Source organism: Halorubrum ezzemoulense DSM 17463 (assembly GCF_002114285.1).
In the GTDB taxonomy this organism is placed as follows: Archaea; Halobacteriota; Halobacteria; order Halobacteriales; family Haloferacaceae; genus Halorubrum; species Halorubrum ezzemoulense.
Genome location: NZ_NEDJ01000015.1, coordinates 18,138 through 45,057 on the forward strand (window position 1 = coordinate 18,138; position 26,920 = coordinate 45,057).

Here is a 26,920-nt window from a genome sequence, read left to right on the forward strand (position 1 = left end):
CATCGCCGGGCCGCCAATCGCCGCGCCTCCGACGGCTTCCGGATCCCCACGACGGCTGCTGGGGTCCAAACCCTATTCGGTCCGATACCCCAATGGGAGCCGTGACGAACACCAACCGCGAGTGGCTTCTCGCCGAGCGGCCGACCGGCGAGCCCGATCAGGACAGCTTCGAACTGCGCGATACGGACGTTCCCTCGCCCGCACCGGGCGAACTGCTCGTCCGCGTCCGGTACCTCTCGGTCGACCCGTACATGCGCGGCCGGATGCGCGACGCCGAGTCGTATGCCGAGCCGTGGGACGTGGGCGACGCGCTCAGAGGCGGCGTCGTCGGCGAGGTGGTCGAGAGCGAGAGCGACGCGTACGAGGCGGGCGACCTCGTGACGGGCGAGGGGCGCTGGGCCGACTACGCGACGCTCGACGCCGACGACGTTGCCCCGGTCGACCCGGCGATCGCCGACCCCGAGGCGTACCTCGGCGTCCTCGGCATGCCCGGGCGGACCGCCTACTTCGGCCTCCTCGAAGTCGGCGAGCCGAAGCCCGGCGACACGGTCGTCGTCTCCGGCGCGGCGGGCGCGGTCGGCTCGGTCGTCGGACAGATCGCGAAGCGCAACGGCTGCCGCGTGGTCGGGTTCGCCGGCAGCAACGAGAAGACCGCGTGGCTCACCGACGACTTGGGCTTCGACGCCGCGATCAACTATAAGACGACGGACGACTACCGCGCCGCGCTCGACGAGGCTGCGCCCGACGGGGTCGACGTCTACTTCGACAACGTCGGCGGACCGATCACCGACGCGGTGTTCACGAGACTGAACATCGACGCGCGGGTCGCGGTCTGCGGGCAGATCGCCCATTACAACGACGAGTCGGTCCCGACCGGACCACGGAAGCTCCCGCAGCTGATCCCGGTGCGAGCGAAGGTCGAGGGCCTGCTCGTCGGCGACTTCGCGACGCGGTTAGGCGAGGCGAGCGAGCGACTCGCCCGCTGGGTCGCGAGCGGCGACCTCGAACACCGCGAGAGCGTCGTGGACGGGCTGGGGAACGCCCCGGACGCGTTCCTCGGACTGTTCTCCGGCGACAACATCGGCAAGCAGGTCGTGCGGGTGTCGTCCCCGGACGACGAGTAGCGACCGCACCGAGGCCGTCAGAGCCGGTCGAGGGCCTCGTCCAGGTCGAACTGCTCCGTCGATTCGCTGAACTCCTTCTGTTCTCCGTCGCTCTCCGACGCCGGCGTCACGAGGCGCACGAGGTCGTGGTCTATCGAGTCCGCGGTCACGGTCGCGTCGAAGCGCTCGCGCTCGGTCGCCGGTCCCGAGAACGGTTCGACGCGCTCGACGCCGTCGACCGAACACGCCACGGCGCGACACACCGCCTCGCGGAGGCGGTCGGTCGTCCCCCACCCCGACGGCGGCACGCGCGGCAGCGCTCGGTCCCGGAACCGCCACGTCTCGATCGCCAACTCCGCGTCGTGAGGGGCCATTACCGCTGGTACGCGTACCGCGGACAAGTGGGTTTTGCCGGGTCGGGCCGACGGTGTCGACGCGTGACCCGTCTCCCAAACCGCGACGGGGCCGCGGCCGTCCGGATCCGTGGACTCACTCCTCGAACGCCGTCGGGTCGAAGGGATCGGACGCCTTCCAGTACCCCGAGAAAGCCTGGTCCGCCCAATCGCGCACCGCCGGATCGTCGGTGTGGAGGGACGCCCGGAGGATGCCCCCGTCGTCGCGGACGAGCAGGTACACGGTGTCATCGGCGACGGTGACCGCGACGGGGACCTCCTCGCGACGGACGCGGATCTCCGCGTCGTCGCTCTCCGCCAGCGTTCGAAGCCGCCTCCAGAGGACGTCGTCTGCCGCGAGCGCCTCGATGGCGCCGGCCGAGAGCACCGCCTCGAACGTCTGCTCGCCCGCGGCCACCCGGTCCCGGGCCGTCGCGAGGCTCTGTTCGTTGAGCGTGTGTGAGAACGCGCGCAGCGTCGTCGCCCCCGCCATCGCGTCGAGGACGCGCTGGAGCGGCGCGCTCGGTCGCGTCCGCGTCGGAACGGTCACGGTCGCGTCGGCGAGACGGCGGAGGTCGAACCCGAGTTCGGCCGTCGGCAGGTACGCGACCACGTCCCGCAGTTTGGCCTCCGTCTCGAGGAGGGCGACGAGCTCTTCGACGCCCTCGGCCACCAACTCCCCGGTCGCGGTGGCGACGTACTCTTCACCGTCGCGGCTGACCCACGACCGGTCGGCGAAGTCCTCGAGGATCCGACCGAGGGTCGCTTGCGACGCCCCCGCGGCGGTCGCGAGGTCCGCCCGCGTCTGCGGCGCCGACGCCAACAGCTGTAACACCTCGACGCGGTTCGTCGAGCGGGCGAGGAACTCGATCTCCTCGAGCGGGGCCTCCATACGCGATCAAGCGTCCACCGGAATAAACCGGCTTCGCTCACCGTTGAGGTTTCACGCCGTGAGCGATCGGCACGACGTGTTGCGCGTTTCCCGTCGTGGAATATTTTCCGGATTTCGTTATAGGTCTCCGACTGTTACATCTGTTTGTGCCGAGAAGCTCGTTCCAATCCGATCGTTCGTTCGACAATTTAACGCGGGTGTCGCAGTAACGTGTTCACCAGACGCACCGGCGCCCTGCTCTTCGTCTCGGCCTTCCTCTTCGGTGGCACCTTCGTCGCGGCGAAGGCCGGGTTGGCACACCTCCCGCCGCTGTTCTTCGTCGCCGTCCGGTTCGACATCGGCGCAGTCGTCCTCGCGGCGTTCGCAGCGACGCGACTCTCGCGGGCGGAACTGCGCCCCCGAACCGTCGGCGACGTCGCCGGTATCGTCGCGACGGGCGTGCTTGTCATCGGGCTGACGAACGCCCTGCTGTTCGTCGGACAACAGTACGTGACGAGCGGCGTGGCCGCCGTCGTCTTCAGCCTGAATCCGATCCTGACGCCGGTGTTCGCCGCGGTCCTGCTCGGCGAGGACGGCCTCTCAGTCCGCGGGTTCGTCGGGATGGGCCTCGGACTGTTCGGCGTCGCCCTCGTCGCCGATCCCGACCCTTCGGCGCTGCTCGCCGGCGGCCTCGGCGTCCCGCTGCTCTTCGCGGCCGCCGTGACGAGCGCGCTCGGCGCCGTGCTGATCCGCCGGGCCGACGCGACGCTGTCAAGCACTGCCCGCACCGTCTGGGGAGTCCCTCTGGCGGCCGCCCTCTCGCACGCGCTAAGCATCGGCGCCGGGGAGTCCGTCTCCGGGCTGTCGGTGCCGCCCGTCGCGATCGCGGCGCTGCTGTACGTCGGCGTCTTCTCCGGGGCGATCGCGTACCTCGCGTACTTCGCGCTGATCGACGAGACCGACGCGACGCGCGCGAACCTCCTGTTCTACTTCGTCCCCGTCGTCTCCGCGGTGGGTGGCTGGGCGCTGCTCGGCGAGACGCTCTCAGTGCGGTCGCTCGTCGGATTCGGCGTCATCTTCGCCGGCTTCCTCCTCGTTAGCGGACTCTCCGCGGGCCCGTCGCGGCTCCTCCGTCAGCTGATCCCGGCGCGATTCGTCGACGACGGCCCGCTGTGAGCGGCGGCGGACCGTTGTAAACGGCAATAGCGGTTCACCGGAAACGACGGTACAGCTACCTCCTCGCGGAACGTATCAGTAGTGTGAACAAATTGCGACCGGTCGCCGTCGCCGTCGTCGGGACCGTCGTCGCGGTCGCCGCCGCGTACGCGGTCTTCGCCGGGGTGCTGGTCGGGTCCGACGTGGCGTCGTACACCTCGGACGGCGTGACCGTCCCCGACCTCGCTTACGAGGATACGCTGGAGCGAGCCGACGCGGCCGGCTACGCGGTCGAACGCGTCGGATCGAGCGGGTTCCACCCGACCGGGATCGACGACCTCGACGCCGACCTCGGCCCGGAGTACGGGGCGTTCAGAGTCACGTACGACCACGCGTCGGCGGCCCGACTGTGGGCGACGTTCCACGCCGAGGAGGGGATCACCGTCGTGACGCTGTTCCCGGACGACGCCGACGGCGACCTCACCGTCGACGACCTGCCGCCCGAGGAGTGGCTCGTCGACCGGCTCGCGCTGCTGTTCGAGATGGACGAGGCGACCGCCGCGGCGTACGTCGAGGAGATCGAAACGGCGGTCAGCACGGGCGACCCGACCGAGCCCGGCGCGAGCACGCCGAGCGTCGAGGTCGACGAGCCGGTCGCCTTCCGGGCCGCCTACGACGACCTGACGGCGCGCGCGACGACCGTCAATGCGACCTCCACGCCCGGGTCGGGCTGGCACGAGCGCGTCTATCACGCTGGCGACGAGCGGCTCGGCAGCGCCGAGTTCGTCCTCTCCCGCGCGACCGTGACGCGCGAGGTCGACGGCTACACCTACCGCGTTCACGTCGACTACCACGGCGGCGTGGCGGTCGACGCGCAGACGCGCGCAACCCGGACGTTCGAGGAAGACGCCGTCCGCGCCGCCTTCCGAGAAATGTTCGTTGAGATTGGGGTCCCGCCCGAGACGGCCGACCACCTCCAGTTCTTGTATCGGGGAAGCGTGTGGTGAGCGCCGCCGCTTCGCTCGGTATCAAGTAAAACTACGTCGGACTGCTCTCCTCGCGGAGTGCTCGGAGACGAATGCGCGGGACCGGATTCGAACCTCAGTCACTCCGCTTCTCTTCGTTCCCTGCTTCGAATTTTCGGAGCGATACGTCTCCTCGCGAAGTGCTCGGAGACGAATGCGCGGGACCGGATTCGAACCGGCGGACCCCTACGGGATAGCGTCCTAAGCGCTACGCCTTTGGCCTGGCTCGGCAACCCGCGCGCGGTAACTCGTAGACCGGCTACGTCAAAAATACCTGTCGTTACGGGTTCGAGGGATGCGACCGCCGCGGGAAGACGGCGACCGGTCAGAACGACGGCTCGTCCCGCGGGTGTCGCAGGTCGATCTCGTTCGCGTGAACCGTCCCCGGCGTCGTCGCAATATCGTGGATTCGCTCGGCGATCTGATTGGGGTCCATCCAACGGTCGTGGTCCGGATACCGATCGCGGAGCGACGGCTTGTCGATCCAGCCGTCGACGATCAGGTGAACCGCCTGTACGTCGGCCTCTCCGAGCCGCGGGTCGGCGGCGAGAGAGCGAACGAGCCCGCGGGTCCCGTGGCGCGCCGCCGCGTAGGCGACGTCCTCGGACGGGCGCCGAGACTGGCCGGAGCTGGTCACGACGACGGTTCCACCGCCTTCGTCGACCATGTCGTCGACCGCCTCGCGAAGGCACCGGAACGCGCCGCGCAGACGCGTGTCGATCACGTCGCGGAACCCGGCCGGATCCACGTCTACGATCCCGCCGCCGGCGGACGGGGACCCGCTGGTGAACACCAAGCGGTCGACCGGCGAGAAGGCGTCTCGAACGGTTTCGAATGCCGATGCGACCGCCGTCGGGTCGGCGATGTCCGTCTCGACCGGGAGGGTACTGCCGGGCGTCTCCGCCTGAATCTCGTCGGCGGTCGACGAGAGGTAGTCGCTCGACCTAGCGAACAGCGCGACATCGTCGCCGTCGGCGGCGAACCGGCGGGCCACGGAGGATCCCAGCCCCGGACCGACTCCCGCGACGACGGTCGTGCGTGTCATACACACGCTTCGTCCGGGAGCCGCTAATGGTTTGTCTCGCGCACCGCGGGCAGCGTCCCGCGTCCGCGGGACGCCGCGGGGGCCAGCTATCGCGTCGACGCGGCTACCGACGCGAAGCGGCCAAGCGACGGCGGGGCGGACCGCGGCCTCACTCGCAGAACTCGCAGTCGCAGTACGCCTCGCAGACGGGGTTGTCGCAGTCGGCGTTGCGGGCCGAGCAGTGTGCCCGGCCGTGCCGGATCAGGAGGACGTGGAGCGGGTAGATCAGCTCGTCGGGAACGCGTTCGTCCAACACGTCGTGGGCGCGCTCGTTCGACGCCGACTCCGGGACGAGCCCGAACCGCTTCGAGACGCGCTCGACGTGGGTGTCGACCGCCATCGTCGGCTTCCCGAAGTGGAAGTTCAACACGACGCTGGCGGTCTTCGGCCCGACGCCCTTGATCTCGGTGAGCCACGCCTTCGCCTCCTCGGTCGGCAGCGCGTCGAGGAACGCCAGCGAGTACGCCCCGCCTGTCTCCTCGCGGATCGCGGTCAGCGCGCGCTGGATGCGCGCGGCCTTCTGGTCCGGGAGGCCCGCGACGCGGATCGTTTCCCGCAGCTCCTCGTGGTCGGCGGCCTCGATCGCCGCGAAGTCGTCGTACCGGTCGAACAGCGCCTCCGACGCGCGCCGCGTGTTCTCGTCGGCGACGTTCTGCGAGAGGATCGTCGTCACCAGCTGTCGGACGCCCTCGCCCGGCTCGGCGGTGGGGTCCGCGCCGTGTTCGGCGACTCGGTCGACCGGCTCGTACAGCGCCACGAGGTCGTCGTGGAGCGCTCGGACCCGCATCTCGTCCCACGTCTGCGTCGACATACGCGCGCTACGTGTGCGGGCGACTTCAGGGCGGCGGCCGCGCTCGGGAGTGGCCGCCCCCGGTCCGGGGCACGCGATCGCCGTCGGCTCCGCGGAGCGGCGCCGGTACCGGTGCGGCGACCGCGGCCGTTTATGTTTCTCGCTCGACTACCCCGGGGCGTGTACCGGGCGAGCGACCGAGTCGACAACGAAGCGTGGATCGAACTGGTCGAGGAGGCGTGCGACTCGCTCGATTTGGACGCGGAGACGCGCTCGACCGCGGTCGACCTCTTCCTCTCGCGGGCGCCCGACGACGACCGGGGGAAGCGCGTCGCGGCCGCCGCCAGCCTCTACGCCGCCAGTCTGATCCGCGGCGAGGAGCGCTCGCAGTCCGCCGTCGCCGACGCGATGGACGTCTCGCGGCTCTCGGTTCAAAAGCGGTGGAAGCCGATCCTCGAAGACGCCGGCTTCTCGCCGCCGTCGTGGTGACCCCTCAAAAAGCACTCCTGACGTCGCTGTCGCGGAATGTCTGCGGACTGATCGCCAGCGACAGATTTATTCTCTAACGTAAAGTCTCCTTTACTGTAAAGCGAGCTTTACACCGACGCCCGCTCGCTTTACCTCCACCCATGAGCGAACACACGACCTCCGCGGCGACTCGGCCCTCCTCACGGAAACGCTACAAACGCATCGCGTACGGTCTGCTCGGCGCCGGTATCCTCGCCCTGTGGATCGGTATCGCGGTCGACCGCTTCGTCCTCGGCGTGGCCCTGTATTGGGCCGGCGGCCTCGGCATGGGGCTCGTCCAGCGGTTCAGCCCCGTCGAACTGTACGACGAGCGCGACGGCACCATCAGCCGCAAGGCCAGCCAGACAACGATGAACGTCTTCGCATACGTCTTCGTCCTCGGGACGCCCGGCGGACTCGCATTACAGGAGAGCGGCCTCGTCACGCTCCCGGGCGAGTTCTACGGCGCGACCTGGACCCTCTTCGGGGTCTTCGTCGTGTTCGGCGCGTCCCACCTCTACTACAAGCGGCGCACATGAGAAACGACATCCCTGACAAACGCACCGAGACCGACGAGAGCCAGGCCGACCTCGCCGCCGTCGTCGGGGTCACCCGCCAGACGATCAACGCGATCGAACGCGAGCGCTACGACCCGTCGCTGGAGCTGGCGTTCGCGCTCGCGGATCACTTCGACTGCCGGATCGAGGACGTCTTCGAGCCGGACGACTGATCACTTCGGCGTCGCCACGACGCCGAGGTGGTCCTCGTGGAACCGGTCGAGCCGCCGCGTCTCGACGATCTCGTACGCCTCCCGGAGCCGGTCGAGCGCCCCCTCGAACACCGCCTCCGGCGCCGCGGTCACGTCCTCGCTGCGCGCCTTGATCGCGAGCAGCAGCCGCCCGTCGTCGGCGAGGAACCGAGCGTTGCGGGCGGCCACCTCGGCCTGCCCGCGCGTGGCCACGTCCTGAACGACGGCGTCGACGTCGCGCTCGACGACGTGCGCGTACGTCTCCGGCTTCCGCGCGTCCTTGAGCAGCGGGAACAGTCGGTCGCGCGGCGCGGCGGCGTCGAGCAGGTCCCGCGCCGGGCGCGGCGCGAACTCGACCGCGTAGGTGGGGCCCGCGAAGTCGGCGACGTGGCTCACCGTGGTGCCGCTCGCGGCGCCGAGGTAGAGGACGGTCTCGCCGCCAGTCAGACCGGTCTCCAGCCCGAGTTCGAGCATTCCCCCGAGCTTCGACCGTTCTGGGTCCCACGCGCGCCAGCCGTCGGCGGTCGGCTCGCCGTACACCGGCTCGCCGCGGGTCGCCAACCGCTCCTCGCCGGCTATCTCACGCCGTTCGACGCCGTCGGGGAGGGTCGGCTCACTCATCGTCGGCCTCCGCGGCATCCGGCTCGTCGGTGTCCGCCCGCGCTCGGATCGTCGCCATCCGCTCGCGGAGGTCGGCGTGGAGCTGCGACCGCCGCTCTCCGGCGTAGTGGTCGGCGCGCGCCGCGAGCGTCAGCTTCCCGGCGAGTGCCCGCGCGGCCGAGCCGCGGTCAGCGGGTCGGGTGCCGCGGACGTACTCGTGCGTGTAGATGATCCCGTGCTTCGGGGACGGCGCCCGCCCCGAGAGGTGCGCGAACAGCGCGTCCTCGGCGCCGAGGACCTGGACCGTGCCGGACGGCTTCTTCGCGAGCGACTCTAACCCGCCGGCGAGCGCGATCAGCCGCGCGGCCAGCTCCGGGCCGGCCATCTCGGAGAGGTTTGGGGCGACGGCGGGCGCAGTCCGACCGATCGTCTCCGCGAGCTCGGCCCGCTCGTCGTCGAGTTCGGCGGCGCGCGCCGCGAGCGAGACGGCCCGCCGCTCGACTTCGCTCTCGGGTTCGCGCGCCGCGACCGCTCGCGCTCCCTCGATCCCCGGCTCGACCTCGTCGAAGAGGCTCCCCGCCCACTCGACGGCGCGCTCGGCGAGCTCGTTCGCGGTGCGCTCGGCGTCGTCCATGGCCCGGACCGCGTGGATCAGCTGCGCGTCGTCGGCGCGCTCCCGCTCGCGGACCGCCTCGCGGGTCGCGCGCGTCGCCGCGGCCTTGAGCCGGTCGTAGTACTCGTCGGCGCCGGCCGCGAACCCGGACTCGACGGCGCGTACGGGCCAGTCGGCGGGCGACGCGGCCGTCCCCTCGCGCACCCGCGCCGCGGCTCTCGCCGCGGCGTCGCTCTCGGTATCGGTATCTTCGGTCGCGCCCGACGGCAGCGCTTCGAACCAGCCCTCCCCGCCGTCGGACGCCGCGCTCGCGTCCGGTCCGGCGTCGGTGTCGCTCATTGCCGGCGGCTACTCGCCCCGACGGTATAGACGTTCCCGATGCGACCCGCGGCCGCTCGCCCTACGGACCGCGCCACAGGGCCTCGCTCACGCCGCCGCGTCGGCCTCGTCGGCTTCGTCGTCCTCGTCGGGGCGGAGCGCGCCGAAGACACCCTCCGAGTCTGACCGGAAGTCGGCGAGCGTCGCGCCCGCGAGCGCGCCGAGCGCGCCGCCGCTGGACGCCGCCTGTCTACTGATCAGTCCGCCGACCGCGGCGCCGACGGCCGCGCCGACCGCGGCGAGCGTCGCCCGTGAGAGTGCGCGTCGAATCCGTGATCCCATGCGCGGAACGTCTACATCAACTTACAAAAGCCTACGGACGAGTCTCCCGCGCCCCCGGCGAGTCCGAGAGAAGACTCCGTTCGGACCCGGCTCGACCTCTGATCGACCGGTTCGAAACAGCAAAATCGCGGGTTAGCGAGGGGTTAACGGCGTAACACTTATTAACTGCCGATATATGTCATCGGAACATGACGTCAGAGCGTGACAACAGGTCTCACGGCACAAGCAACGGATCGACCTCGACCGGCCGGCGCGTGAGTCGGCGGGCCTACATCGCCGGCGCGGGCGCCGCCGGCGTGGCGGCCCTCGCCGGATGTAGCGGCGGCGACGGCGGCGACGGCGGCGACGGCGGCGACGGCGGGAGCATGGGCGGCGGCGGCACGACCACGATCAACATCATCACGTGGGAGGAGTACGCCGAGATGCAGGAGAACATCGAGTCCACGCTCGACGGGGTGGAGCTGAACATCACGCCCTCGACGTCGTCGACGGAGATGTTCTCGCAGTGGAGCGCGGGCCAGGACGAGCAGTTCGACATCGCCGTTCCGAACAACAACCTCGTCCCGCGGTTCATGGACGCCGACCTCGTCGCGCCGGTGAACAACGACGTGGTGAACAACTTCGGCTCGATGTACGACCGGTTCCAGTCGTTTGTCGACGACCAGTTCACGGAGAGCGGGAACGCGTATGGCGTGCCGATCCGCTTCGGCTGGTACGGCTACTCCTACGACTCCCGGAGCGTGCCGGACCACGAGCCGAGCTACGACATCTTGTTCGAGCCGGATTACGTCGACGCCGACCTCGACGGCGAGATCATCATGTACGACGAGGCGGCGAAGTCGATCCCGGCCGCGGCGCTGTACCTCGGCATGGACGACGCCATGTCCGGGGCGCGGATGACGTTTACCGAAGAGCAGCTCACGGAGATCCAGGAACTGCTCATCGAGCAGAAGCCGCGGCTCCAGGGGTACATCGCCCCCGACCCGACGTTCATCCAGGAGTTCCGCCAGGGCAACTTCCTCGTCGGGCACAGCGGGCGGAACGAGACCGTCCAGATGCGCAGCGAGGGCGACGACTGGGTCGAGTTCGTCGCCCCGAGAGAGGGCGCGCTGGCGTGGTACGAGACCGCGGTCGTCTCCGCCGCCTCCGACAACCAGGAGACCGCCTGGGAGGTCATCAACGAGTTCATCACGCCCCAGAACGGCGCGGCGCTCGCGGAGGCCGGCTTCTCGCCCAGCACGAACCCCAACGTGGCCGACGAGCTGACCGAGGAGCAGAACGAGCTGTACGGGCGGATCGACCCCTCGCGCCTCGAGGGGATGTACTCGCTCAAGGACATCGACTCGGACGTCGAGGAGGCGTACGTCTCCGCGTGGGAAGAGGTCAAGGCGGCATAGATGGCCGCAGACGAGCCGGACGAGAGCGCGCGGGCGAGGGCGGTGAGGCTGCTGAGCGGACCACGCAGTCGGCTCGGCGTCACGGTCGGTCCCAGCGCAGCGTGGATACTCACCCTGCTCGTCGCGCCGCTGGCGTTCATGGTCGCCGTGAGCTTCTTCGAGGTCAGCTCGTTGACGTACCAGATCGTCTACGAGCCGACGCTGAACAACTACCGCTCCCTGTTCGACGGCGGCGGCGCGATCTGGAACACCCCGTTCGTCACGGCGCTGTGGCTCTCGTACGTCATCGCCACCGTGACGACGCTTTTGTGTCTCACGCTCGCGTTCCCGCTGGCGTACCTGCTGGCACGGAGCGGCGGGCGGCTGTTCAAAGTCGTCATCTTCTTCGTCCTCCTGCCGTTCTTCACGATGTACCTCGTCCGGGCGTACTCGTGGGTCCTGATGTTCGGTCCGGGCGGCGTGATCAACAGCACGCTCATGAGCTGGGGGCTGATCGACGCCCCGCTCGGGATATTCAACTACGGTGTCCCGGCGATCATCGTCGGGCTCACCCACGCGTACTTCCCGTACATGCTTCTGACGCTGTACGCGAGCCTCGACGGCCTCGACTTCTCGATCCTCGAGGCCGCCCGCGACCTTGGCGCGTCGCGGGTCGAGGTGCTCCGCGACCACGTGATCCCGCTCACGCTTCCGGGGATCATCGGCGGGAGCCTCTTCGTCTTCGTCCCGAGCGTCGGCGCGTTCATTACGCCGACGTTCCTCGGGCAGGGCAAGGTCCAGATGATCGGCATGCTCATCGAGAGCCGGGTCGCCGGGACCTACTCGATCGGGTACGCAAGCGCGGCGTCGATGTTCGTGCTCGTCTCGATCGTGGGCGCGATGATCCTCGCGTTCCGGTACGTGAGCATCGAGGAACTGGGGGGTGCCTGAGATGGCGACCGAGACGTCCGAGTCGACAGAGACGGCGGGGGCGACCGAGCGGCTTGTCGGGCACCAGACGGTCGAACGGCTCCTCGGCACCTCGCTGTACGTCGTCTCCGGCCTGTTGCTCCTCTTTTTGTGGGTGCCGCTCGCGATCATCATCTTCCTCGCGTTCGCGGAGAACGCCGTGACGATCTTCCCGTTCGAGGGCCTGACGCTCGACAACTTTCGGCTGGCGCTCCGTAGCGACTCAATGCGCGCCTCGCTCGCGGGCAGTTTCACCATCGCGACGGTGGCGGCATCGGTCGCGACGGTGCTCGGCGTGCTGGCCAGCTTCGCGCTGACCCGCTACCGGTTCCGCCTCCGAGAGGTGTACCGGACCTTCGGGATCATCCCGCTGGTGATCCCCGGCATCATCCTCGGCGTGGCCCTCCGGATCTACTTCCAGAACCTCCTCGGTATCCTACCGGGGTTCGCCACGGTGGTGCTGGCCCACTCGCTGTACGGCCTCCCGTTCGTGCTCCTCATCGTCTCCGCCCGGCTGTACACCTTCGACGAGTCGCTAGAGGAGGCGGCCCGAGACCTCGGCGCGGACCCGCTGACCGTGTTCCGGGACGTGACGCTCCCGGTGATTGCCCCGGCCGTCGGAGCGGGGTTCCTGTTCGCGTGGATCCGGTCGTTCGAGGACTACATCCGCGCGCTGTTCCTCACCGGGCCCAACACGGACGTGCTGACGATCTGGATGTTCAGCCGGATCCGACAGCTCGACGCGCCGGAGCTCAACGCCGTCTCCGCGCTCATCGTCTTCGGGATCGCGATCGCGCTGGCGGTCGCGATGAACGTCGGCAACGTGACCGGTTACGTCGCCGGCACGGTCACGGAAGAGGAGGGGTGAGGCCCCGGGCGAGCGGACCCGGTTTCTCCCCCGCCTCGTCGACCTGCGTTCACACTGAAGCGGGGAATCGACGGTGTGAGTGGCCAGATCAAAACACCGTTGGCGCGCCGTCGACCACGTCGAGCCCGACGTCGGCGCCGGTGTCGACCGCCGACTCGCGGCCCTGGATCACCACCTGAAGCTCGCCCACGTCCCCGTGGGGGTCGACGAGGTAGTTCGTCTGGTCGCCCTGGAAGTACCGCTCGACGACGGTGCCGTGTAGGGCGCCGTCCCCGTTCGCGATGGTGAAGTCCTCCGGGCGGATCGAGACGGTGACCTCACCGGTCCGGTTCGGGGCCGGCACGCCGAACCCGCCCTCGCCGCCGATCTCCGCGACGGTCGTTCCGTCCCGCTCCGCGGTCCGCGCGTCGATGAGGTTCGTGTCGCCGATGAAGTCCGCGACGAACTCCGAGGCGGGCTCGCGGTAGATCTCCTCCGGCGGACCGATCTGCTCGATGTGGCCGTCGTTCATCACGGCGATCCGGTCGCTGAGCGTCATCGCGACCTCCTGGTCGTGGGTCACGTAGAAGAAGCCGCCCTGCGTCTGCTTGTGGATCCGGCGGAGTTCGACCTGCATCTGCTTCCGGAGCTTCCGGTCGAGGCTGGAGAGCGGCTCGTCGAGCAGCAGCACCGCTGGCTCGTTGACCAGCGCCCGGGCGAGCGCGACGCGCTGCTGTTGGCCGCCCGAGAGCTCTGTCGGGTTGCGGTCCTCGAACCCGTCGAGGTCGACGAGCCCGAGGTACTCAGAGACGCGCTCCGACCGCTCGCCGGCGTCGATGCCCGCCTTTGCGAGCCCGTAGCCCACGTTCTCTCCCACGCTCATGTGCGGGAAAAGCGAGAGCTGTTGGAACACGAGGTTCGTGGCGCGCGCCTCCGGGGGAACCGATCCCATCGACCGACCGTCGATCCGGACCTCGCCCTCGGTCGGGTGCTCGAAGCCGCAGATCATCCGGAGCGTCGTCGGCTTCCCGCAGCCCGACGGGCCGACGAGCGTGAAGAACTCGCCCTTTCGAACGGAGAAGTCGATGCCGCCGACCGCGGTGAGGTCGCCGAACCGCTTCGTCACCTCGTCGAGCTCGACCAATGTGTTCCCCGTTGTCATGTGCCACTCGTCCCGACAGCAGCTATATCAATCTATCGCCGGACGGGACCGCGAACGCCCTCGGAGCGGGGAACCCGAAGACATCCGGGTCGGCACCTCACTGAAGCCGCTTCGTCGTCTCCACGAGAGGGTGGCGCGCGTAGTCGACGATCTCGATGTCGTCGACGACGCGGAGGCCCTCCTTCTCGGCGGTCTTCGCCATCCCCAGGTCGACCGGCGTTCGCGGCACGATCACGTACGCGTCCATCGACTCGATGCCCGCTTCACGGGCGGCCATGGCCCGGTGATGCCCGTCGGCGAGGTAGAGCGTCCCGTCGTTGTCGATGACGACGAGCGGCTCCGCGAGCCCGTGTTCGAGTTCGTACTGCCGGCCCTCCAGCTCGTCGGCGTACACGCGGGCCTGCGTCGGCGTCAGGTCCGCGATCGCCACCTCGCGGCGCTCCTCGTCGAGGTCGACGCCGTGGATCTGCGAGAGGGTGCGCATCAGCTTCCCGACCTTGCCGGGCGTCGCGCGCTCGATCTGCGAGCGGACCACGTCCGTGTTCGAGATGATCCCGACGAGGTTGTCCGCGTCGTCGACGACCGGGAGCCGCTGGATCCCTGAGCGCAAGATCACGCGGGCGGCGTCGGTCACCTTCATATCGGGGTGCGCGACGATCAGGTCCTCCGTCATCACCGTGAAAACGGGTGCGTCGTCCTCGGCGAGCAGCAGGTCCCCCGCCGCGACGAACCCCTCGACGGTGCGGCCCTGCGTGACGGGGAACCCGTTGTGCCCGTCGCTGTCGGCCATGCGGCGCGCGACGGTTGCCACCGTCTCGTCCGGGCTGACCGTCTCCACCTCCCGGGTCATGTACTCGCCGACCGTCGGTTTCCCGCTCATCGTCCGCCGTACACGCTCGCGGAATAAAAGAGGGCGGGGGTGACGGCGTCCCGAGCGGCCATCACTCTTCGCCCGACCGGCACTCGCCGTTCGGCCGTCCCTCCCCGCCCGATCGTCTCTCTGCCCGCCCGGCACTACCAGCCCGACCGTCACTCGCCGTCCGGCCGCCACGTCACCGTCTCGTCGGGGTTCCCGGCCGGGCGCTCGACTCGGGTCCCGAGCCGCCCGTCCTCGTTGACGGTGATCGTGACGCGGCGCACGTTGCGCTCGTACAGCCGATACCGACCCCTCTCGGCGTCGACCGCGACGTGTTCCGTCACCAGGTCCATGTCCTCAAGCGTGTCCAAGCGCCGGTACACCGTCGACATCGGGATGTCGCACTCCTCGACGAGCTCGGCGACCGAGGTTGGTTCGTCGAGCTCCGACAGGATCGTCCGGTTCGTTTCCTCGCTCAGCGCGTCGAGGAGCCGCCGGACGGAGCCGGACTCGCCCCGCTTCGACCCGGCGTCACTCATCGCCACCGACCGGCGATGCGGGTTCGCTTCGCCGGTCTCCGCCCCGGCCTCCTGTGCGCTTCGCCCTCCGCTCGGCGTGAGAACCGCTCATTACCGACGTTTACGCGCACAGCGGCTAATGTAACCGTTTGGCGCAGGACAACGACCAGTCTCGACGGCCGAGAGCGGCGGCTAGCCCCGATTCGAAGGCAGTACCCAGCCGCCGAGACAACAGCGGGCCGTCGTCGTCGGGAGTAGCTAGCCGCCGTCGGGCTCGCCCACTTCGAGCGGGACGCCGATCATGTTCCCCCACTCGGTCCAGGAGCCGTCGTAGTGCCGCACGTGTTCGTAGCCGAGCAGCTCCTCAAGGACGAACCACGTCACCGACGACCGCTCCCCGATCCGGCAGTAGACGATGATGTCGTCCTCGGGGGTGATCCCCCGAGACTCGTACACGGCCGCCAGCTCCTCGGGCGACTTGAACAGGCCGTTGGGCCGGACGTTCTCCGCCCAGAACACGTTCGTCGCCCCGGGGATGTGGCCGCCCCGCATCGCGCCCTCGTTGCTGCCGGGGGGCTTCGTGATCTCCCCCCGGAACTCCTCGGGCAGGCGCACGTCGACGAACTTCGTGTCCGTGTCGAGCGCCGCCCGCACGTCCGTGCGCGCGGCCCGCACCGCCGGTCTGGCCGGCGCGTCGGGCGCGTCGCCGTACGCTACGGCTGGCGGGTCGACCGGGTCCGTCGTGGTCGGGTAGTCGTGTTCCGTCCAGTACTCTCGGCCGCCGTCCATGATCCGGACGTCCGGGTGGCCGTAGTAGGCGAGCTGCCAGTACAGGTGGGCCGCGAACCAGTTCCGGTTGTCGCCGTAGATGACGACGGTCGTCTCCTCGGTGATCCCGCTCGATTCGAGGAAGGCGGTCATCTCTTCCGGAGAGAGGATGTCGTGTACCTCCGTCGACCGGAGTTCGGTGCGCCAGTCGACGCCGACGGCGCCGGGCGCGTGCCTCCTCGTAGAACGAGGCGTTGACGTCGACCTCGAGCAGGCGCAGGTTGGGGTCGGCGGCGTCGAACCGGTCGAGGCGGGCGTCGACCCAGTCGGGGCTGACGAGCACGTCCGTCGGGTACCGCCCCGCTAGCGACGCGCTTGTGGGCTTCCGCTGATCGTCGTCGGGTGGGGTTTCTGCGGTCATGACTGTTGGTCGGCGAACCGTTTCGCCAGCTCCGCGGTCGCGCGTCGAAGCCGGTACGACACCGTCGAGCGCGGCTCGTCGAGCTCCGCCGCGAGCTCGTCGAGCGTCACGTCTCGCGGCGTCTCGAAGTACCCGCGTTCGACGGCGAGCAACAGGGTCTCGCGCTGTTCGGCCGGCACGTCGGGCCGGGAGAGCAGCTCGCTCTCCCAGTGGTCGACCTCGGTCAGGTGTTCGAAGGAGAACGACAGCCCGTCGCCGAGCTTCGCGGACAGCGTGTCGTACAACATTCCGATCTTCGAGTCGTCCTGGACCAGCACGCGCCAGCGGACCGTGTCGCCGGACAGCGTCTGCTCGAAGAGGACGCCCCCGTCGACGTACTTCGCCGTGATGAGCGGGACGGACTCGCAGTAGTCCACGTCAGAGACGTACGTGTACGCCACCCGCCGCCGCTGCTCTTCGGTCAACAGGCTCGTCGCGCGGGCCGAGCGACACGCCCGGCCGCTGATCGACTCGCGGTCGACCGACCCGTCTAAGAGCAGCTCGTCCACGGCGTCGAGGTCGGCCGCGTCGCCGGTCACCGACTCGAGCTTCCACAGCTCCGTGGGGTCCAGACACGAGTAGGTCGCCTCCGACTGGAGGGAGCCGCGGTCGATGAACAGGTCGACGTACTCGTCGGCGCCGGGCTCGTACGTTATCTCGAAGCTGAAGTCGTACATCTGGCGGTGACTGGTCCGGTCGTGCGGTCTCGGTTCGCGGCGGTGACGGTGACCTCGCCGGCGTCGGGCCGCGTCCCGGCGGGAAGTTGTCCCTCGACAACGCGTGTGATATGGGCCCGACGCACTTACGTTGTCTCGTATGGAGCTTTCACCCTCGGGTCGCGAGACGCCGACCGCGCTCCGGAGCCGTCTCCTCATCCCGGCCCTCCTCGCGCTCGCCGCCGGGATCGGGGGATTCGCCCTCGGACTGACCCACGACGACACCGTCACCGCGCTGGGCGCGCTGCTCTTCCTCCCCAGCGCCGCGCTGCTGTTCGGCATCGTCGCCAAGCGCCACGGCGTCGGTCCGTTCAGGCGGTCGAGCCGTCGGTCGGACTGACGCTCGGCGCGGCGCACTCCGGTCACGTCGCCTCTCGCATGCGGGCGGCGACGAGCCGGTCGACGTTGAACATGAACACGGCGACCGCGGCGAGGACCGTCGCGAAGTAGACGACGAGCTGCGGCGGGCCGGACGCGGCGCCGCCCGCGACCGCCCCGCCGAACCCGACGACGAGGAGCTCTGCCCACGTGATGAGCACGCGCGAGAGCAGCAGCGTTCCGACCGACGACCGCCGGGTCGGCGCGTGCGCCTCCGAGCCGTCGCTCATCTCAGTACGCCTCCTCGGCCGTGATCGGGCCGCTGAACGCCGAGTACAGGACGGCGAAGTACACGACGACCAGCGGCAACAGCAGGGCCGCGCCGATCGACATGAGGTTCAGCGGCAGCGTCGAGACGACGGCCTCCCCGACCGTCGCCCCGGTCGCCGGGTCGATGCGCGGGTACATGAGGACCGCGACGACCGCGGTCAGCCCGTACGTCAGTCCCGCGGCCGCCGCGAGCGCGGCGAGGTCCGCCCCGCGTCGAAGCGCGACGCCGTAGCCGACGCCGAGCCCGACGGAGGCGGCGACCAGCGCGAGCACCGGGGGCGATAGCAGCGCGTCGACGCCGGCGGGGAGCCGAGTCGCCAGGGCGCCGAGGGTCGCGACGACCGCGAAGAGGTACGCCGCGACGGCCCCGACGCCGATCTCAGTCACCGTCTCGGGGAGCGCGTCTCGGGCCTTCAAGCGGAGGAACGCGGCGCCGGAAACGACGGTCAGCGCCGTGACGGCGATCCCGGTGACGACGCCGACGAGCGTGAGCGACCGGGGGCTCCCGGCGAGCCAGTTCCCCGCGAACGCGCCGAGGAGGAACGGCGCGAGGACGCTGCCGGCGACGAACGACCGCCCCCACCACCGCTGCCACCGCGCGTCGTGGCGCTGTTCGTACATCTCCGGCGCCAGTCCCCGGAGAATGAGGGCGCCGAGGATGCCGAACATCAGCAGGTAGTGTCTGCTGAACAGCCCCGCGTACACCGACGGGAAGGCGGCGAACAGCGCGCCGCCGAAGACGACGAGCCACACCTCGTTCCCGTCCCAGAACGGCCCGATCGCCGACAGCACCGCCTCGCGCGCCTCGTCTTCGCGAAGCGTCGCGAAGATCGCGCCGGCGCCGAAGTCGAAGCCGTCGAGGAACAGGAACGTTCCGAGGATCGCGAACACGAGCGCGAACCACAGCTCCGGGAGCGGCAGGCCGAGCACCGGGCCCGCCGCGAGCGCGTCGACGGCGCTAGTCATCGCCGGGCACCTCCCCCGGCGCGGCGTCGCGCTCGGCCGCGGACCGCAGCTCGCGCACGCTCGGGGGCCCCCCACGGATCACCCGCGCGACGACGTACGTGTACAGCGCGAGGATGCCGGCGTAGACGCCGACGAACCCGGCGAGCGTGACCATCGCTTCCGTCCCGGTGAGACCGGGAGAGACCCCCTCGCTCGTCTTCAACACGCCCTGGATCACCCAGGGCTGACGCCCGACCTCGGTGACGACCCACCCGAGCTCGACCGCGACGATGCCGAGCAGGCTGGACGCCATCAGCGCCTTGTGGAGCAGCCCGTCCTCGAACAGCTCGCCCGTGTACCACCGGTAGCCGCCCCAGAACGCGAGCAGGATGAACCAGAAGCCCATCCCGACCATCGCGCGGAACGACCAGAACACGACGGCGACCGGCGGCGCCTCCGTCTCGAACGTGTTCAGTCCGCGGATCTCCGCGGTCGCGTCGCCCCCGCTGGCGAGCCACGACGCCCCGCCCGGGATGCCGAGACCGAACAGCTCCTTCGCGCGGGGGTCCGTGAACTGGCTCAGGTCCGTCGGGATCGCGAAGATGTACTCCGGGACGTACGCCTCGGTGTCCCAGACCGCCTCCATGGCGGCGAACTTCTGCGGCTGCGTCTCGTAGACGTGCCGCGCGTACAGGTCGCCCTGAAGCACCTGTAGCGGGGCCGTGATCAGCAGCGCGACCAGCGCGATCTTGAGCGTCTTCTGCCAGAAGGCGATGTTCTCCGTCTGGTGTCCCCAGACGTGGTGTCGGTAGACGAAGTACGCGGAGACGCCCGCCATGAACAGCGCCACCGACTCGACGGCGGCGTTTTGCATGTGGACGTACATGTAGCCGAACCGGGGGGTCAGGTACGCCGCGAGCGGGTCGACGAGGTGGACCACCTCCTGCCCGTTCTCGGTCACGAGCTCGTAGCCGCGCGGCATCTGCATCCACGAGTTCGCGATGAGGATCCAGACGGCGGACAGCCACGTGCCGACCCCGACGGCGAGGCTGGACACCAGGTACAACCGGTCGGAGACGCGCTCGCGACCGAACACGAAGACGCCGAGGAACGTCGCCTCCAGCATGAACGCCATCATCCCCTCGACGGCGAGCGGGCCGCCGAACAGCTCGCCGGCGGTCGTCGAGAACGCCGCGAAGTTGGTCCCGAACTCGAACTCTAAGACGATCCCGGTGACCGTCCCGACGACGAACGAGACGGCGAATATCTTCGTCCAGAAGCGACGCAGCTGTTCGTACACCGGGTCGCCGCCCCGCACGTCCTTCCAGGTGAAGTATATCAGGAACGGGGCCAGTCCCATGCTCATCACCGGGAAGATGATGTGGACGATCGTCGTCAGGGCGAACTGGAATCGGCTTGCGAGTACTGGATCGATCATGTCGTGGTGGGTCCGGGTTGGAAAGTTCACTCCGGCGCGCGACGCGGCGGTCTCCTCGCGTAACACTGCGCATTCCTCGTCCATAACCCCGGAGTTGGCACAGGACAACCGGCCGCGGAGCGCCCGCCGCCGCCCTCTCGGCGGCGACGACGCGGCGGCTCGCCCGCTGGTCCGACGTTGTCCTGCGCCAAGCCATCGTCTTGGGTGGCGAGGCGACTGCGTTCACGCATGGAAACACGGCACGCCGTGCTGGCGCTCGTCGCGCTCGTCACGGTGGTGATGACCGTCAGAGCGGTCGTCGCCGGCCTCGACGGCGACTTCGGGACGGTCGGCCGGCAGGTCGGGGTCGGCGGGATCGTCCTCGCGTTCGGCGTGGCGCTGTACCGGAACTGGGAGTCGGTCGGCTGACCCGGACGCCCGCTCCGCGACGGCCCGGCCGAGCGTCCGGCGCGAGCGACGGGGGCTTCTCAGAGCGCCTGACCGCGACCCGCGCCGTCTCGCACCGGCGTTCGTCAGGACTCGCTCGCGGGGTCGTCCCCGGAGGAGTCCTGGTCGCGACGGGGCTCGCCTGCGAGTCGCTCCGCGAGCCGTCGGCGGAGTCGCTCGAAGGGCGACGAACACGCGCCGCACTCGGCGCAGGAGACGCCCGAACATGACGCGGGCGCGCCGCAGCGCGGACACGAGAGCCCGTTCGCCGGATCGAACTCGTACTCGCAGCGGGGACAGATCACGCGATCACCTCCAAGGCGGCCGCGACGCCGCCGCCGACGGCGAACGCCGTGACCCAAGAGCCGACCCACACGAGGAGCGCGCTCCGCGCGTCGCGCTCCCTGAGGATCATCGCCATCGTGAGGATACACGGGACGAACAGGGTGACGACGACCAGTCCGACGAAGGTCTGTGACGCCGACAGCGTCAGGCCCGTCATCCCTGCGGCGGCGAAGTCGCGGCGGATCAGTCCCAACACGAGCACCTCGCCGAACGACGCGGGTAAGCCCAGCGCCGCGGTCAGCGGCCGGAGCGCGCCGACTATCGCGTCGAGCGCGCCGAGGTACTCGAGCGTCGACACCGCCGCCGCGGTGACCCCGAACACCGGGGCCGCCTCCCCGAGGAACGCGGCGGTCCGGTTCGCCGTCTTCCGGGCGACGTTCGTCGGGCGGGGGAGGCGTAGCCGCGGGAGCTGCTCGATCAGCGCGTCCTGTCGGCCGGGGAGCGTCCGGTCGAGAACGACGCCGGCGGCCCCGAGGACCCCGAGTAGCACCGCCACGTAGCCGCCCCACCAGACCACCCCGAGTTCCGCGAGCAACCCCGCGACGACGCCGATCTGCGCCGAGCAGGGGATCGCGAGGCCCAGCAGCGCCGTCGTGATGAGCCGCTCCCGGCGCGACCCGACCATTCGGGTGGAGACGACCGCCATCGTCACGCATCCCACGCCGACGATCAGCGGGACGACCGCGCGGCCGTTGAGCCCGATCCTGTCGAGCCCTCTGTCCGTCACCACGGCGAGTCGCGGCAGGACGCCGGCGTCTTCGAGCGTCCCGATCACGAGGTAGAACGCGACCACGAGCGGGAGCAGGACCCCGAGGGTGTACCGAACGGTGACCGTCAGCAGCCCTAGGTTATCGTTGACGAGCAGGAACTCGACGGGCGCGGCCCACCCGCGCGCCGGGAGCAGATCCGCGACGGTCGCCTCGACCGCCGGCGTGTAGTATCGCCCGAAGACCACGGTCTCCGCGTAGCCGACGACGCGCTGCGCGACGAGCACCCCCATGACGTAGAACACCGCGAGGAGGAGCGCGAGCGCGATCGGGATCCCCGTCACCGGCCGCAGCAACAGGTCTCCGAGCCGTCCCCCGCGACTCCGTCCGGGAGCGGGACCCCGTTCGACCGCCTCGACGACCGACCGGACGCGCGTCCGGCGCTCGCGATACACCGCCTCCCGCTCTCCGAGGCCGGCGGGCGGCGCGTCGCCCCCGTCGGCCGCGAGGCCGCCGGCACCGACGCGGCGAGCCGTCGGTTCGTCGCCCTCGACGAGGAGTGTCTTCTCCGCCCGCCCGGCCTCGATCCCGTCGGGGAGTGCGTCGTAGTACGCGTCGACGGGCGTCGACTCGGGGGCGGTCGCTTCCGGGAGCCGATCGCGCAACTCGTCGACGCCGGCGCCGGTGACGGCGACGGTCGGGACGACGGGGACGCCGAGGGTCGCCTCCAGCGCGCCGACGTCGATCTCGACGCCGTCGGCCTCGACCTCGTCCATCATGTTCAGCGCGACGACGGTCGGCACGCCCATGTCCAACAGCTGTAGCGTCACGAACAGGTCACGGTCGAGCCGCGTGGCGTCGACGACGTTCACGACCGCGTCCGCCTCCAAGACGACCGCCCTCGTGGCCCGCTCCTCCTCAGAGAACGACGATATCCCGTGGACCCCGGGCGTGTCGATCAGGCGGGTCGACCCGAGGGTCGCCGCGGTCGTTTCGACCGTGGTGCCGGGGTAGTTCGAGACGTCGGCGTACTCGGCCGTGAGCCGTCCGAACAGCACGCTCTTGCCCGCGTTGGGCGCGCCGACCAGCGCCGCGGACGCCTCGGCGTCGCCGGATGTGGGCCCGCGGTCCGCGTCCCCGCTCGCCGTCATCGCGGTGCGTCGTCGGGGGCCGATCGCTCGACGGTTATCTCCCGGGCCAGCGACCGCCCGAGCGCCACCTCCGTCCCGCGACGCCTGACGACGACCGGACCGTTGCGGATCCGGCGGCGACACTCGACGCGGCCGTCCAGCAGGCCGAGTCGCAGTAACCGAGCGCGGCGCTCGCCGTCCGGCACGTCGACCAGTTCCACCCACTCGCCCGACGGGATGTCGGCCAGCGCGACCACCATTTAGGCCTACCTAAAACGACGGGCGTGTTGTGCGGCACGGCACATTATGGAGTCTTATATAAACCGCTCTGGACCCGCGAGCCCGGACCCGCGCGCCGCTTTCGCGCTTCGCGCGCGTCAGCGGTCGGACCGGTCAGGCCGGCTGCGAGTCCAGCTTCTTGTAATCGATGTAGTCCGCCCCGCGGAGCTCCTCGAGCAGATTGATGGCCGCTCGGGCTCCCTCTCCGACGGAGGTCGCGATCTGTTGGTGGCCGCCGGTAACGTCGCCCGCGGCGTACACCCGGTCCACCGGCGTCGACTGCGCCTCGTCGGTGACGATGTCGTCTCCCTCGACGGGGACGCCGAGCATCTCCGCGAGGTCGGTGCCGCCGGCGGTGCCCAGCGCGACGAACAGCCCGTCGACCGGGATCTCGTCGCCCTCTCGGGTGACGACGGCTTCGAGGACCTCCTCGCCGGCGAGCCGATCGAGGTCGTCGGTGACCACCGGGATCCCCGCGTCGGCGACCCGGTCCCGCAAGCCGTCGTCCGCCTCGAACGCCGACCCGTTGGTGAGGATCCGGACGTCGTCGGTGTAGTCGAGCAGCATCAACGCCTCGGTCGCGGCGTAGTTGTCGTCGCCGACGACAGCGACGGGACTGTCGCGGTAAAAGTACGCGTCGCATTCGACGCAGTAGGAGACGCCGTGGCCCTCGTACGCCTCGACGCCCGCGATGGCCGGCCGTTCGTAGTCCGCGCCCGTCGCGATGATAACCCCGTCGACGACGTACTCGTCGACGGTCGTCTCGACGCGGTACCGGTCGCCGTCCGGCTCGATCCGAACGACCTCCTCCTCGACGATCTCGGCGTCGTACTTCCGCGCGTGCTCTCGCCCCAGATCGACGAGCTCCGGGCCCGTGACCCCGTCTGGGAACCCGTAGACGTTCTCCATCGTGTCCACGTCACGGGTGGTCCCGCCCCCGTCGTCGAACACGAGCGTTCGCCTGTCCGCCCGAGCGGTGTAGATGGCGGCGTTCAGTCCGGTCGGTCCCCCGCCGACGATCGCGATCCCTGACATCTGTATTGCGTAGTATGTGCTATACTAACTTATTAATTCCGCCCGCTGATTCACTCGGAGTGGTCGGCGTCCCCTCCGAGATATCGACTGAAACGCGCTCCTGTGGCTATAGCCGGGTTGGAAGCGTATCGATCGCCGCGAAATACGTCTTGTCCCCGTCGGTGAATCGTTTGTTTGGCGCATCAGTATTGTGTATATTCTACAAAATACTGGCGGCGGAGACAACCTCGCTCGATAAGCGACCGAGACCGGACTCGGCGGGCGGCACTCGAACCGCGGGCGAAGACCGCGGTGCGGCGGCTCGCCGGAACGAAAGCGAGGACAGAAGAAATCGGACCGCGAGGCGTGGAGCCGCCTACTGCGGGCTCGGGTTGGACGGGCCGGAGACGTTGCCGTCCTTCAGCGCGGAGCCCGTGATCGACTTCAGCCGGGAGACGAGCGAGTCCTTCTCGGCCTCGCCCTCGAGGGCGATGTCGAGGACCTCGCTGATGTGCGAGACCGGGATGACCTCGATCATCTCCTCGTACTCGTCTTCGATCATCACGTCCTGCTCGTTGGCTGCGGGGATGATCACTCGGTCGCAGCCGGCTTTCGCGGCCGCCTCGATCTTGTGGGTGACCCCGCCGACGGGGAGCACGTCGCCGCGGACCGACAGCGAGCCGGTCATCGCGAGGCTCTGGTCCACGCCGACGTTCTCCAGCGCGGAGATGACGGCGGTCGCGACCGTGATGGACGCGGAGTCGCCGTCGACCCCCTGCTGGCCCGTCTGGATGAACTGGATGTGGATGTCCTTCTCCGAGATGTTCTCGTCGGAGAACTTCTTGATGATCGCCGAGACGTTCTGGACCGACTCCTCGGCCATCTCCTTGAGCTGGCCGGTGGCGATCACCTGCCCGCCGCCCTGGGTCGGCGTCACCTCGGCCATCACCGGGAGCATGATCCCGGAGTCTTCGCCCATCACCGCGAGGCCGTTGACGCGGCCGGCGACGTAGCCGTCGGAGACCTGGAGCTCGTAGTCCTTGCGGCGCTCGATGTAGTCGTCGGCGAGCTGCTGCTCGATGGAGCGCGAGCGCCCCTTCGCCTGAAGGACGTGTTCGCGGGTGGTCATCTCGGCGTCCTCGCCCCGGGCGATGTCGCCCGCGACGCGGACCATCCCGCCGAGGTTCCGCATCTTCAGCGTGAGGTGGCCCTTGCGGCCGGAACGGCGCTTGGCCTCGAGGATGATCTCCTCGACGGCCTCCGCCGAGAACTCGGGCAGGCGGCCGTCCTTCGCGACCTCCTGGGCGATGACCCGGACGTACTTCCGGCGCATCTCCGGGGTGTCCTCGATGGTGTCCTCCATGTACACCTCGTAACCGTACCCCTTGATCCGGGAGCGCAGCGCCGGGTGCATGTTCTCCATCGCGTCGAGGTTCCCGGCCGCGATCATGACGAAGTCGGTCGGGACGGGCTCGGTCTGGACCATCGCGCCCGAGGAGCGCTCGGACTGGCCCGTGATCGAGAACTCGCCCTCCTGGATCGCCGTCATGAGGTGCTGCTGGCTGCGGATGTCGAGCGTGTTGATCTCGTCGATGAACAGCACACCCTTGTTCGCCTTGTGGATGGCGCCCGCCTCGACGCGGTCGTGGCTGGGCGTCTCCATCCCGCCGGACTGGAACGGGTCGTGTCGCACGTCGCCGAGCAGTGCGCCGGCGTGCGCGCCGGTCGCGTCGCGGAACGGCGCGGTCTTCGTGTCGCCGTTGTTCACCAGCAGGTTCGGGATCATCGCATCCGAACCGCGGTTGAGGTAGCGGAAGACGAGGTACACCACGCCGGCCGCGATGATGCCGACGAGGATCTGGCCGACGATGATGAGCGCGTAGCCCAGCACGACGGCGATGATGATCCACATCAGGAGCGACCGCATCTGGTTGCGCTTGCGCGCCTCCTCGCGGTGCGCCTCGACGATCTGGTCGCCCTTACCGGCCGGCACCGTCCGGACCTTCGGCTTGTTGCCGTCCTCGGGGTTGTGGTACACCAGCACGTCCTGAAGCTCCTCTTTGGGGAGGAGCTCGGACATCGCCTTCGCGAGCATCGACTTCCCCGTCCCGGGGGAGCCGATCATCATCACGTGGCGCCGCTGCTTCGCCGCCTTGATGATCACGTCGCGGGCGTGTTCCTGCCCGATGACCTGGTCGACGAGCCGGTCCGGGATCTCCAGTTCGGCCGTCGTGTCTATCTTGAGCCCGCCGAGGAGGTCGTCCTCGTCGGGGTCCTCTTCGATCTCGGCGCCCTCGACCTCGACGGTGCTGCCGAGCTCGTCGATCCCGCCGTCGTCGGCCGGATCGGCGGCGTCGCCGTTCCGACCCTCGTCGAACCCGTCGTCGTCCACGATGACCCCGTCGTCCCAGGGGTCGTCGTCGGAGTCCGCGGCCGGGTCCTCGTCGACGCCGGCCTCGTTCGCCGGGCCGTCGTCGGGCTCGGGGTCGCCGGGCGTGGCGTCCTCGCCGTTCCCCGCCGGACTCGAGTCGTCGACGCCGCCGTGGGGCGGTTCGTCGGGGTCGTCGGCCGTCGGGTCGTTCGTGTCCGTCTCGTTGCTCATAGAATCGGGGGTCGCTATTGAAAAGGACGGGTCGGTTACTGATATACTTTCTCCCCCCGGAGGGGTAGCCCCGGGGGCAGTAAACACCGCTTTCAAGCCGTATATCGACCGATCACGCCCCGCGAGCGTTCCCACGGGGTTTATAAATGACGCCGACGGTACGTAG

The 26,920-nt window shown here is 69.5% G+C and carries 30 protein-coding genes, 1 tRNA gene and 1 pseudogene; 11 read left to right on the forward strand and 21 right to left on the reverse strand.

All coding sequences use genetic code 11. From position 1 onward, the window contains the following. Window positions 1–101: 101 nt before the first annotated feature. The gene (locus B9H04_RS06240; protein WP_049932819.1) at window positions 102–1,124 is read left to right on the forward strand and encodes an NADP-dependent oxidoreductase; all 1,023 of its coding nucleotides are present in this window, start codon (window positions 102–104) and stop codon (window positions 1,122–1,124) included. Window positions 1,125–1,141: 17 nt separating this feature from the next. On the opposite strand, the gene B9H04_RS06245 is transcribed toward B9H04_RS06240, so the two are convergent. Both B9H04_RS06245 and B9H04_RS06250 read right to left on the reverse strand, forming a co-directional pair. Then, on the reverse strand, window positions 1,142–1,477 hold the full coding sequence (locus tag B9H04_RS06245; protein ID WP_049932818.1) for a hypothetical protein: 336 nt from the start codon (window positions 1,475–1,477) through the stop codon (window positions 1,142–1,144). A 115-nt stretch (window positions 1,478–1,592) separates the two neighbouring features. Beyond that, on the reverse strand, window positions 1,593–2,387 hold the full coding sequence (locus B9H04_RS06250) for a helix-turn-helix transcriptional regulator (protein WP_049932817.1): 795 nt from the start codon (window positions 2,385–2,387) through the stop codon (window positions 1,593–1,595). 210 nt (window positions 2,388–2,597) lie between these two features. Here B9H04_RS06250 and B9H04_RS06255 point away from each other — a divergent pair, with 210 nt between their 5' ends. Beyond that, the gene (locus tag B9H04_RS06255; RefSeq protein WP_049932816.1) at window positions 2,598–3,542 is read left to right on the forward strand and encodes a DMT family transporter; all 945 of its coding nucleotides are present in this window, start codon (window positions 2,598–2,600) and stop codon (window positions 3,540–3,542) included. Between the two features lie 83 nt (window positions 3,543–3,625). Beyond that, window positions 3,626–4,528 carry a hypothetical protein gene (locus tag B9H04_RS06260; RefSeq protein ID WP_085682544.1) on the forward strand — a complete coding sequence of 301 codons (903 nt, stop codon included), beginning with the start codon at window positions 3,626–3,628 and terminating at the stop codon, window positions 4,526–4,528. Window positions 4,529–4,701: 173 nt separating this feature from the next. Here the strand turns inward: B9H04_RS06260 and B9H04_RS06265 are convergent. From B9H04_RS06265 to B9H04_RS06275, 3 genes are all read right to left on the reverse strand, one after another. Further along, window positions 4,702–4,786 (reverse strand) — tRNA-Leu (locus B9H04_RS06265). Window positions 4,787–4,871: 85 nt separating this feature from the next. Beyond that, entirely contained in the window at window positions 4,872–5,591 is a 720-nt protein-coding gene (locus B9H04_RS06270; RefSeq protein WP_049932814.1) for an SDR family NAD(P)-dependent oxidoreductase, read from the reverse strand. A gap of 148 nt (window positions 5,592–5,739) precedes the next feature. Then, window positions 5,740–6,441: an endonuclease III domain-containing protein gene (locus tag B9H04_RS06275; RefSeq protein ID WP_049932813.1), complete on the reverse strand. Its 702-nt coding sequence runs from the start codon at window positions 6,439–6,441 to the stop codon at window positions 5,740–5,742. Window positions 6,442–6,600: 159 nt separating this feature from the next. Between B9H04_RS06275 and B9H04_RS06280 the strand changes: the two genes are divergently transcribed. The 3 genes from B9H04_RS06280 (at window position 6,601) to B9H04_RS06290 (ending at window position 7,657) form a co-directional block, all read left to right on the forward strand. Next, window positions 6,601–6,909, forward strand: a complete 309-nt coding sequence (locus B9H04_RS06280) for a cyclin (RefSeq protein WP_049932812.1) — start codon at window positions 6,601–6,603, stop codon at window positions 6,907–6,909. A 140-nt stretch (window positions 6,910–7,049) separates the two neighbouring features. Further along, window positions 7,050–7,466: a DUF2178 domain-containing protein gene (locus B9H04_RS06285; protein WP_049932811.1), complete on the forward strand. Its 417-nt coding sequence runs from the start codon at window positions 7,050–7,052 to the stop codon at window positions 7,464–7,466. Next, window positions 7,463–7,657 (forward strand): helix-turn-helix transcriptional regulator, encoded by a 195-nt coding sequence (locus B9H04_RS06290; RefSeq protein ID WP_049932810.1) that lies wholly within the window; start codon window positions 7,463–7,465, stop codon window positions 7,655–7,657. Before B9H04_RS06285 ends, B9H04_RS06290 begins: the two co-directional genes overlap by 4 nt. Here the strand turns inward: B9H04_RS06290 and B9H04_RS06295 are convergent, their stop codons facing one another. From B9H04_RS06295 to B9H04_RS06305, 3 genes are all read right to left on the reverse strand, one after another. Then, window positions 7,658–8,296 (reverse strand): fibrillarin-like rRNA/tRNA 2'-O-methyltransferase, encoded by a 639-nt coding sequence (locus B9H04_RS06295; protein WP_049932809.1) that lies wholly within the window; start codon window positions 8,294–8,296, stop codon window positions 7,658–7,660. It lies immediately after the preceding gene. Beyond that, window positions 8,289–9,227 carry an NOP5/NOP56 family protein gene (locus tag B9H04_RS06300; protein ID WP_049932808.1) on the reverse strand — a complete coding sequence of 313 codons (939 nt, stop codon included), beginning with the start codon at window positions 9,225–9,227 and terminating at the stop codon, window positions 8,289–8,291. Before B9H04_RS06300 ends, B9H04_RS06295 begins: the two co-directional genes overlap by 8 nt. An 87-nt stretch (window positions 9,228–9,314) precedes the next feature. Next, complete coding sequence (locus tag B9H04_RS06305) at window positions 9,315–9,548, reverse strand: glycine zipper domain-containing protein (RefSeq protein ID WP_049932807.1); 234 nt, start codon at window positions 9,546–9,548, stop codon at window positions 9,315–9,317. A gap of 188 nt (window positions 9,549–9,736) precedes the next feature. Here B9H04_RS06305 and B9H04_RS06310 point away from each other — a divergent pair, with 188 nt between their 5' ends. The 3 genes from B9H04_RS06310 to B9H04_RS06320 are packed head-to-tail and all read left to right on the forward strand — an operon-like array spanning window position 9,737 to window position 12,761. Further along, complete coding sequence (locus B9H04_RS06310; protein WP_049932806.1) at window positions 9,737–10,945, forward strand: ABC transporter substrate-binding protein; 1,209 nt, start codon at window positions 9,737–9,739, stop codon at window positions 10,943–10,945. Beyond that, complete coding sequence (locus B9H04_RS06315; RefSeq protein ID WP_085682545.1) at window positions 10,946–11,875, forward strand: ABC transporter permease; 930 nt, start codon at window positions 10,946–10,948, stop codon at window positions 11,873–11,875. Between the two features lies 1 nt (window position 11,876). Next, window positions 11,877–12,761: an ABC transporter permease gene (locus B9H04_RS06320; protein WP_085682546.1), complete on the forward strand. Its 885-nt coding sequence runs from the start codon at window positions 11,877–11,879 to the stop codon at window positions 12,759–12,761. 88 nt (window positions 12,762–12,849) lie between these two features. On the opposite strand, the gene B9H04_RS06325 is transcribed toward B9H04_RS06320, so the two are convergent. The 5 genes and pseudogenes from B9H04_RS06325 to B9H04_RS06345 form a co-directional block, all read right to left on the reverse strand. After that, a complete protein-coding gene (locus tag B9H04_RS06325; RefSeq protein WP_085682547.1) occupies window positions 12,850–13,902 on the reverse strand; it encodes an ABC transporter ATP-binding protein in 1,053 nt (350 codons plus the stop codon). 97 nt (window positions 13,903–13,999) lie between these two features. Next, complete coding sequence (locus B9H04_RS06330; protein ID WP_049932802.1) at window positions 14,000–14,782, reverse strand: CBS domain-containing protein; 783 nt, start codon at window positions 14,780–14,782, stop codon at window positions 14,000–14,002. A 149-nt stretch (window positions 14,783–14,931) separates the two neighbouring features. Continuing rightward, window positions 14,932–15,297, reverse strand: coding sequence for a winged helix-turn-helix domain-containing protein (locus B9H04_RS06335; RefSeq protein ID WP_049932801.1), 366 nt, complete (start codon window positions 15,295–15,297; stop codon window positions 14,932–14,934). A gap of 237 nt (window positions 15,298–15,534) precedes the next feature. Then, window positions 15,535–16,465: pseudogene (locus B9H04_RS06340) on the reverse strand (sulfurtransferase). After that, window positions 16,462–17,181 (reverse strand): helix-turn-helix domain-containing protein, encoded by a 720-nt coding sequence (locus B9H04_RS06345; RefSeq protein WP_085682548.1) that lies wholly within the window; start codon window positions 17,179–17,181, stop codon window positions 16,462–16,464. The pseudogene B9H04_RS06340 and the gene B9H04_RS06345 overlap by 4 nt, the downstream one beginning before the upstream one ends. A 139-nt stretch (window positions 17,182–17,320) precedes the next feature. Here B9H04_RS06345 and B9H04_RS06350 point away from each other — a divergent pair, with 139 nt between their 5' ends. Next, on the forward strand, window positions 17,321–17,560 hold the full coding sequence (locus B9H04_RS06350; RefSeq protein ID WP_049932799.1) for a hypothetical protein: 240 nt from the start codon (window positions 17,321–17,323) through the stop codon (window positions 17,558–17,560). A gap of 22 nt (window positions 17,561–17,582) precedes the next feature. On the opposite strand, the gene B9H04_RS06355 is transcribed toward B9H04_RS06350, so the two are convergent. From B9H04_RS06355 to B9H04_RS06365, 3 genes are read right to left on the reverse strand one after another with little or no spacing between them, the layout of a single operon-like run. After that, window positions 17,583–17,828: a hypothetical protein gene (locus B9H04_RS06355; protein WP_049932798.1), complete on the reverse strand. Its 246-nt coding sequence runs from the start codon at window positions 17,826–17,828 to the stop codon at window positions 17,583–17,585. 1 nt (window position 17,829) lies between these two features. Next, on the reverse strand, window positions 17,830–18,834 hold the full coding sequence (locus B9H04_RS06360) for a cytochrome d ubiquinol oxidase subunit II (RefSeq protein WP_049932797.1): 1,005 nt from the start codon (window positions 18,832–18,834) through the stop codon (window positions 17,830–17,832). Continuing rightward, window positions 18,827–20,251 (reverse strand): cytochrome ubiquinol oxidase subunit I, encoded by a 1,425-nt coding sequence (locus B9H04_RS06365; RefSeq protein ID WP_085682552.1) that lies wholly within the window; start codon window positions 20,249–20,251, stop codon window positions 18,827–18,829. Before B9H04_RS06365 ends, B9H04_RS06360 begins: the two co-directional genes overlap by 8 nt. A 228-nt stretch (window positions 20,252–20,479) precedes the next feature. On the opposite strand from B9H04_RS06365, the gene B9H04_RS06370 reads away from it, so the two are divergent. Then, window positions 20,480–20,659: a hypothetical protein gene (locus tag B9H04_RS06370; protein ID WP_049932795.1), complete on the forward strand. Its 180-nt coding sequence runs from the start codon at window positions 20,480–20,482 to the stop codon at window positions 20,657–20,659. Window positions 20,660–20,763: 104 nt separating this feature from the next. Here B9H04_RS06370 and B9H04_RS06375 read toward each other — a convergent pair whose 3' ends face one another. From B9H04_RS06375 to lonB, 5 genes are all read right to left on the reverse strand, one after another. After that, complete coding sequence (locus B9H04_RS06375) at window positions 20,764–20,982, reverse strand: hypothetical protein (RefSeq protein WP_049932794.1); 219 nt, start codon at window positions 20,980–20,982, stop codon at window positions 20,764–20,766. Further along, window positions 20,979–22,880: a ferrous iron transport protein B gene (feoB, locus tag B9H04_RS06380; protein ID WP_085682549.1), complete on the reverse strand. Its 1,902-nt coding sequence runs from the start codon at window positions 22,878–22,880 to the stop codon at window positions 20,979–20,981. The genes B9H04_RS06375 and feoB overlap by 4 nt, the downstream gene beginning before the upstream one ends. Further along, window positions 22,877–23,119, reverse strand: a complete 243-nt coding sequence (locus tag B9H04_RS06385) for a FeoA domain-containing protein (RefSeq protein ID WP_049932791.1) — start codon at window positions 23,117–23,119, stop codon at window positions 22,877–22,879. The genes feoB and B9H04_RS06385 overlap by 4 nt, the downstream gene beginning before the upstream one ends. Before the next feature lie 133 nt (window positions 23,120–23,252). Then, window positions 23,253–24,173, reverse strand: coding sequence for an NAD(P)/FAD-dependent oxidoreductase (locus B9H04_RS06390; protein WP_049932789.1), 921 nt, complete (start codon window positions 24,171–24,173; stop codon window positions 23,253–23,255). Between the two features lie 355 nt (window positions 24,174–24,528). Then, window positions 24,529–26,754, reverse strand: a complete 2,226-nt coding sequence (lonB, locus tag B9H04_RS06395; RefSeq protein ID WP_085682550.1) for an ATP-dependent protease LonB — start codon at window positions 26,752–26,754, stop codon at window positions 24,529–24,531. Window positions 26,755–26,920: the final 166 nt, after the last annotated feature.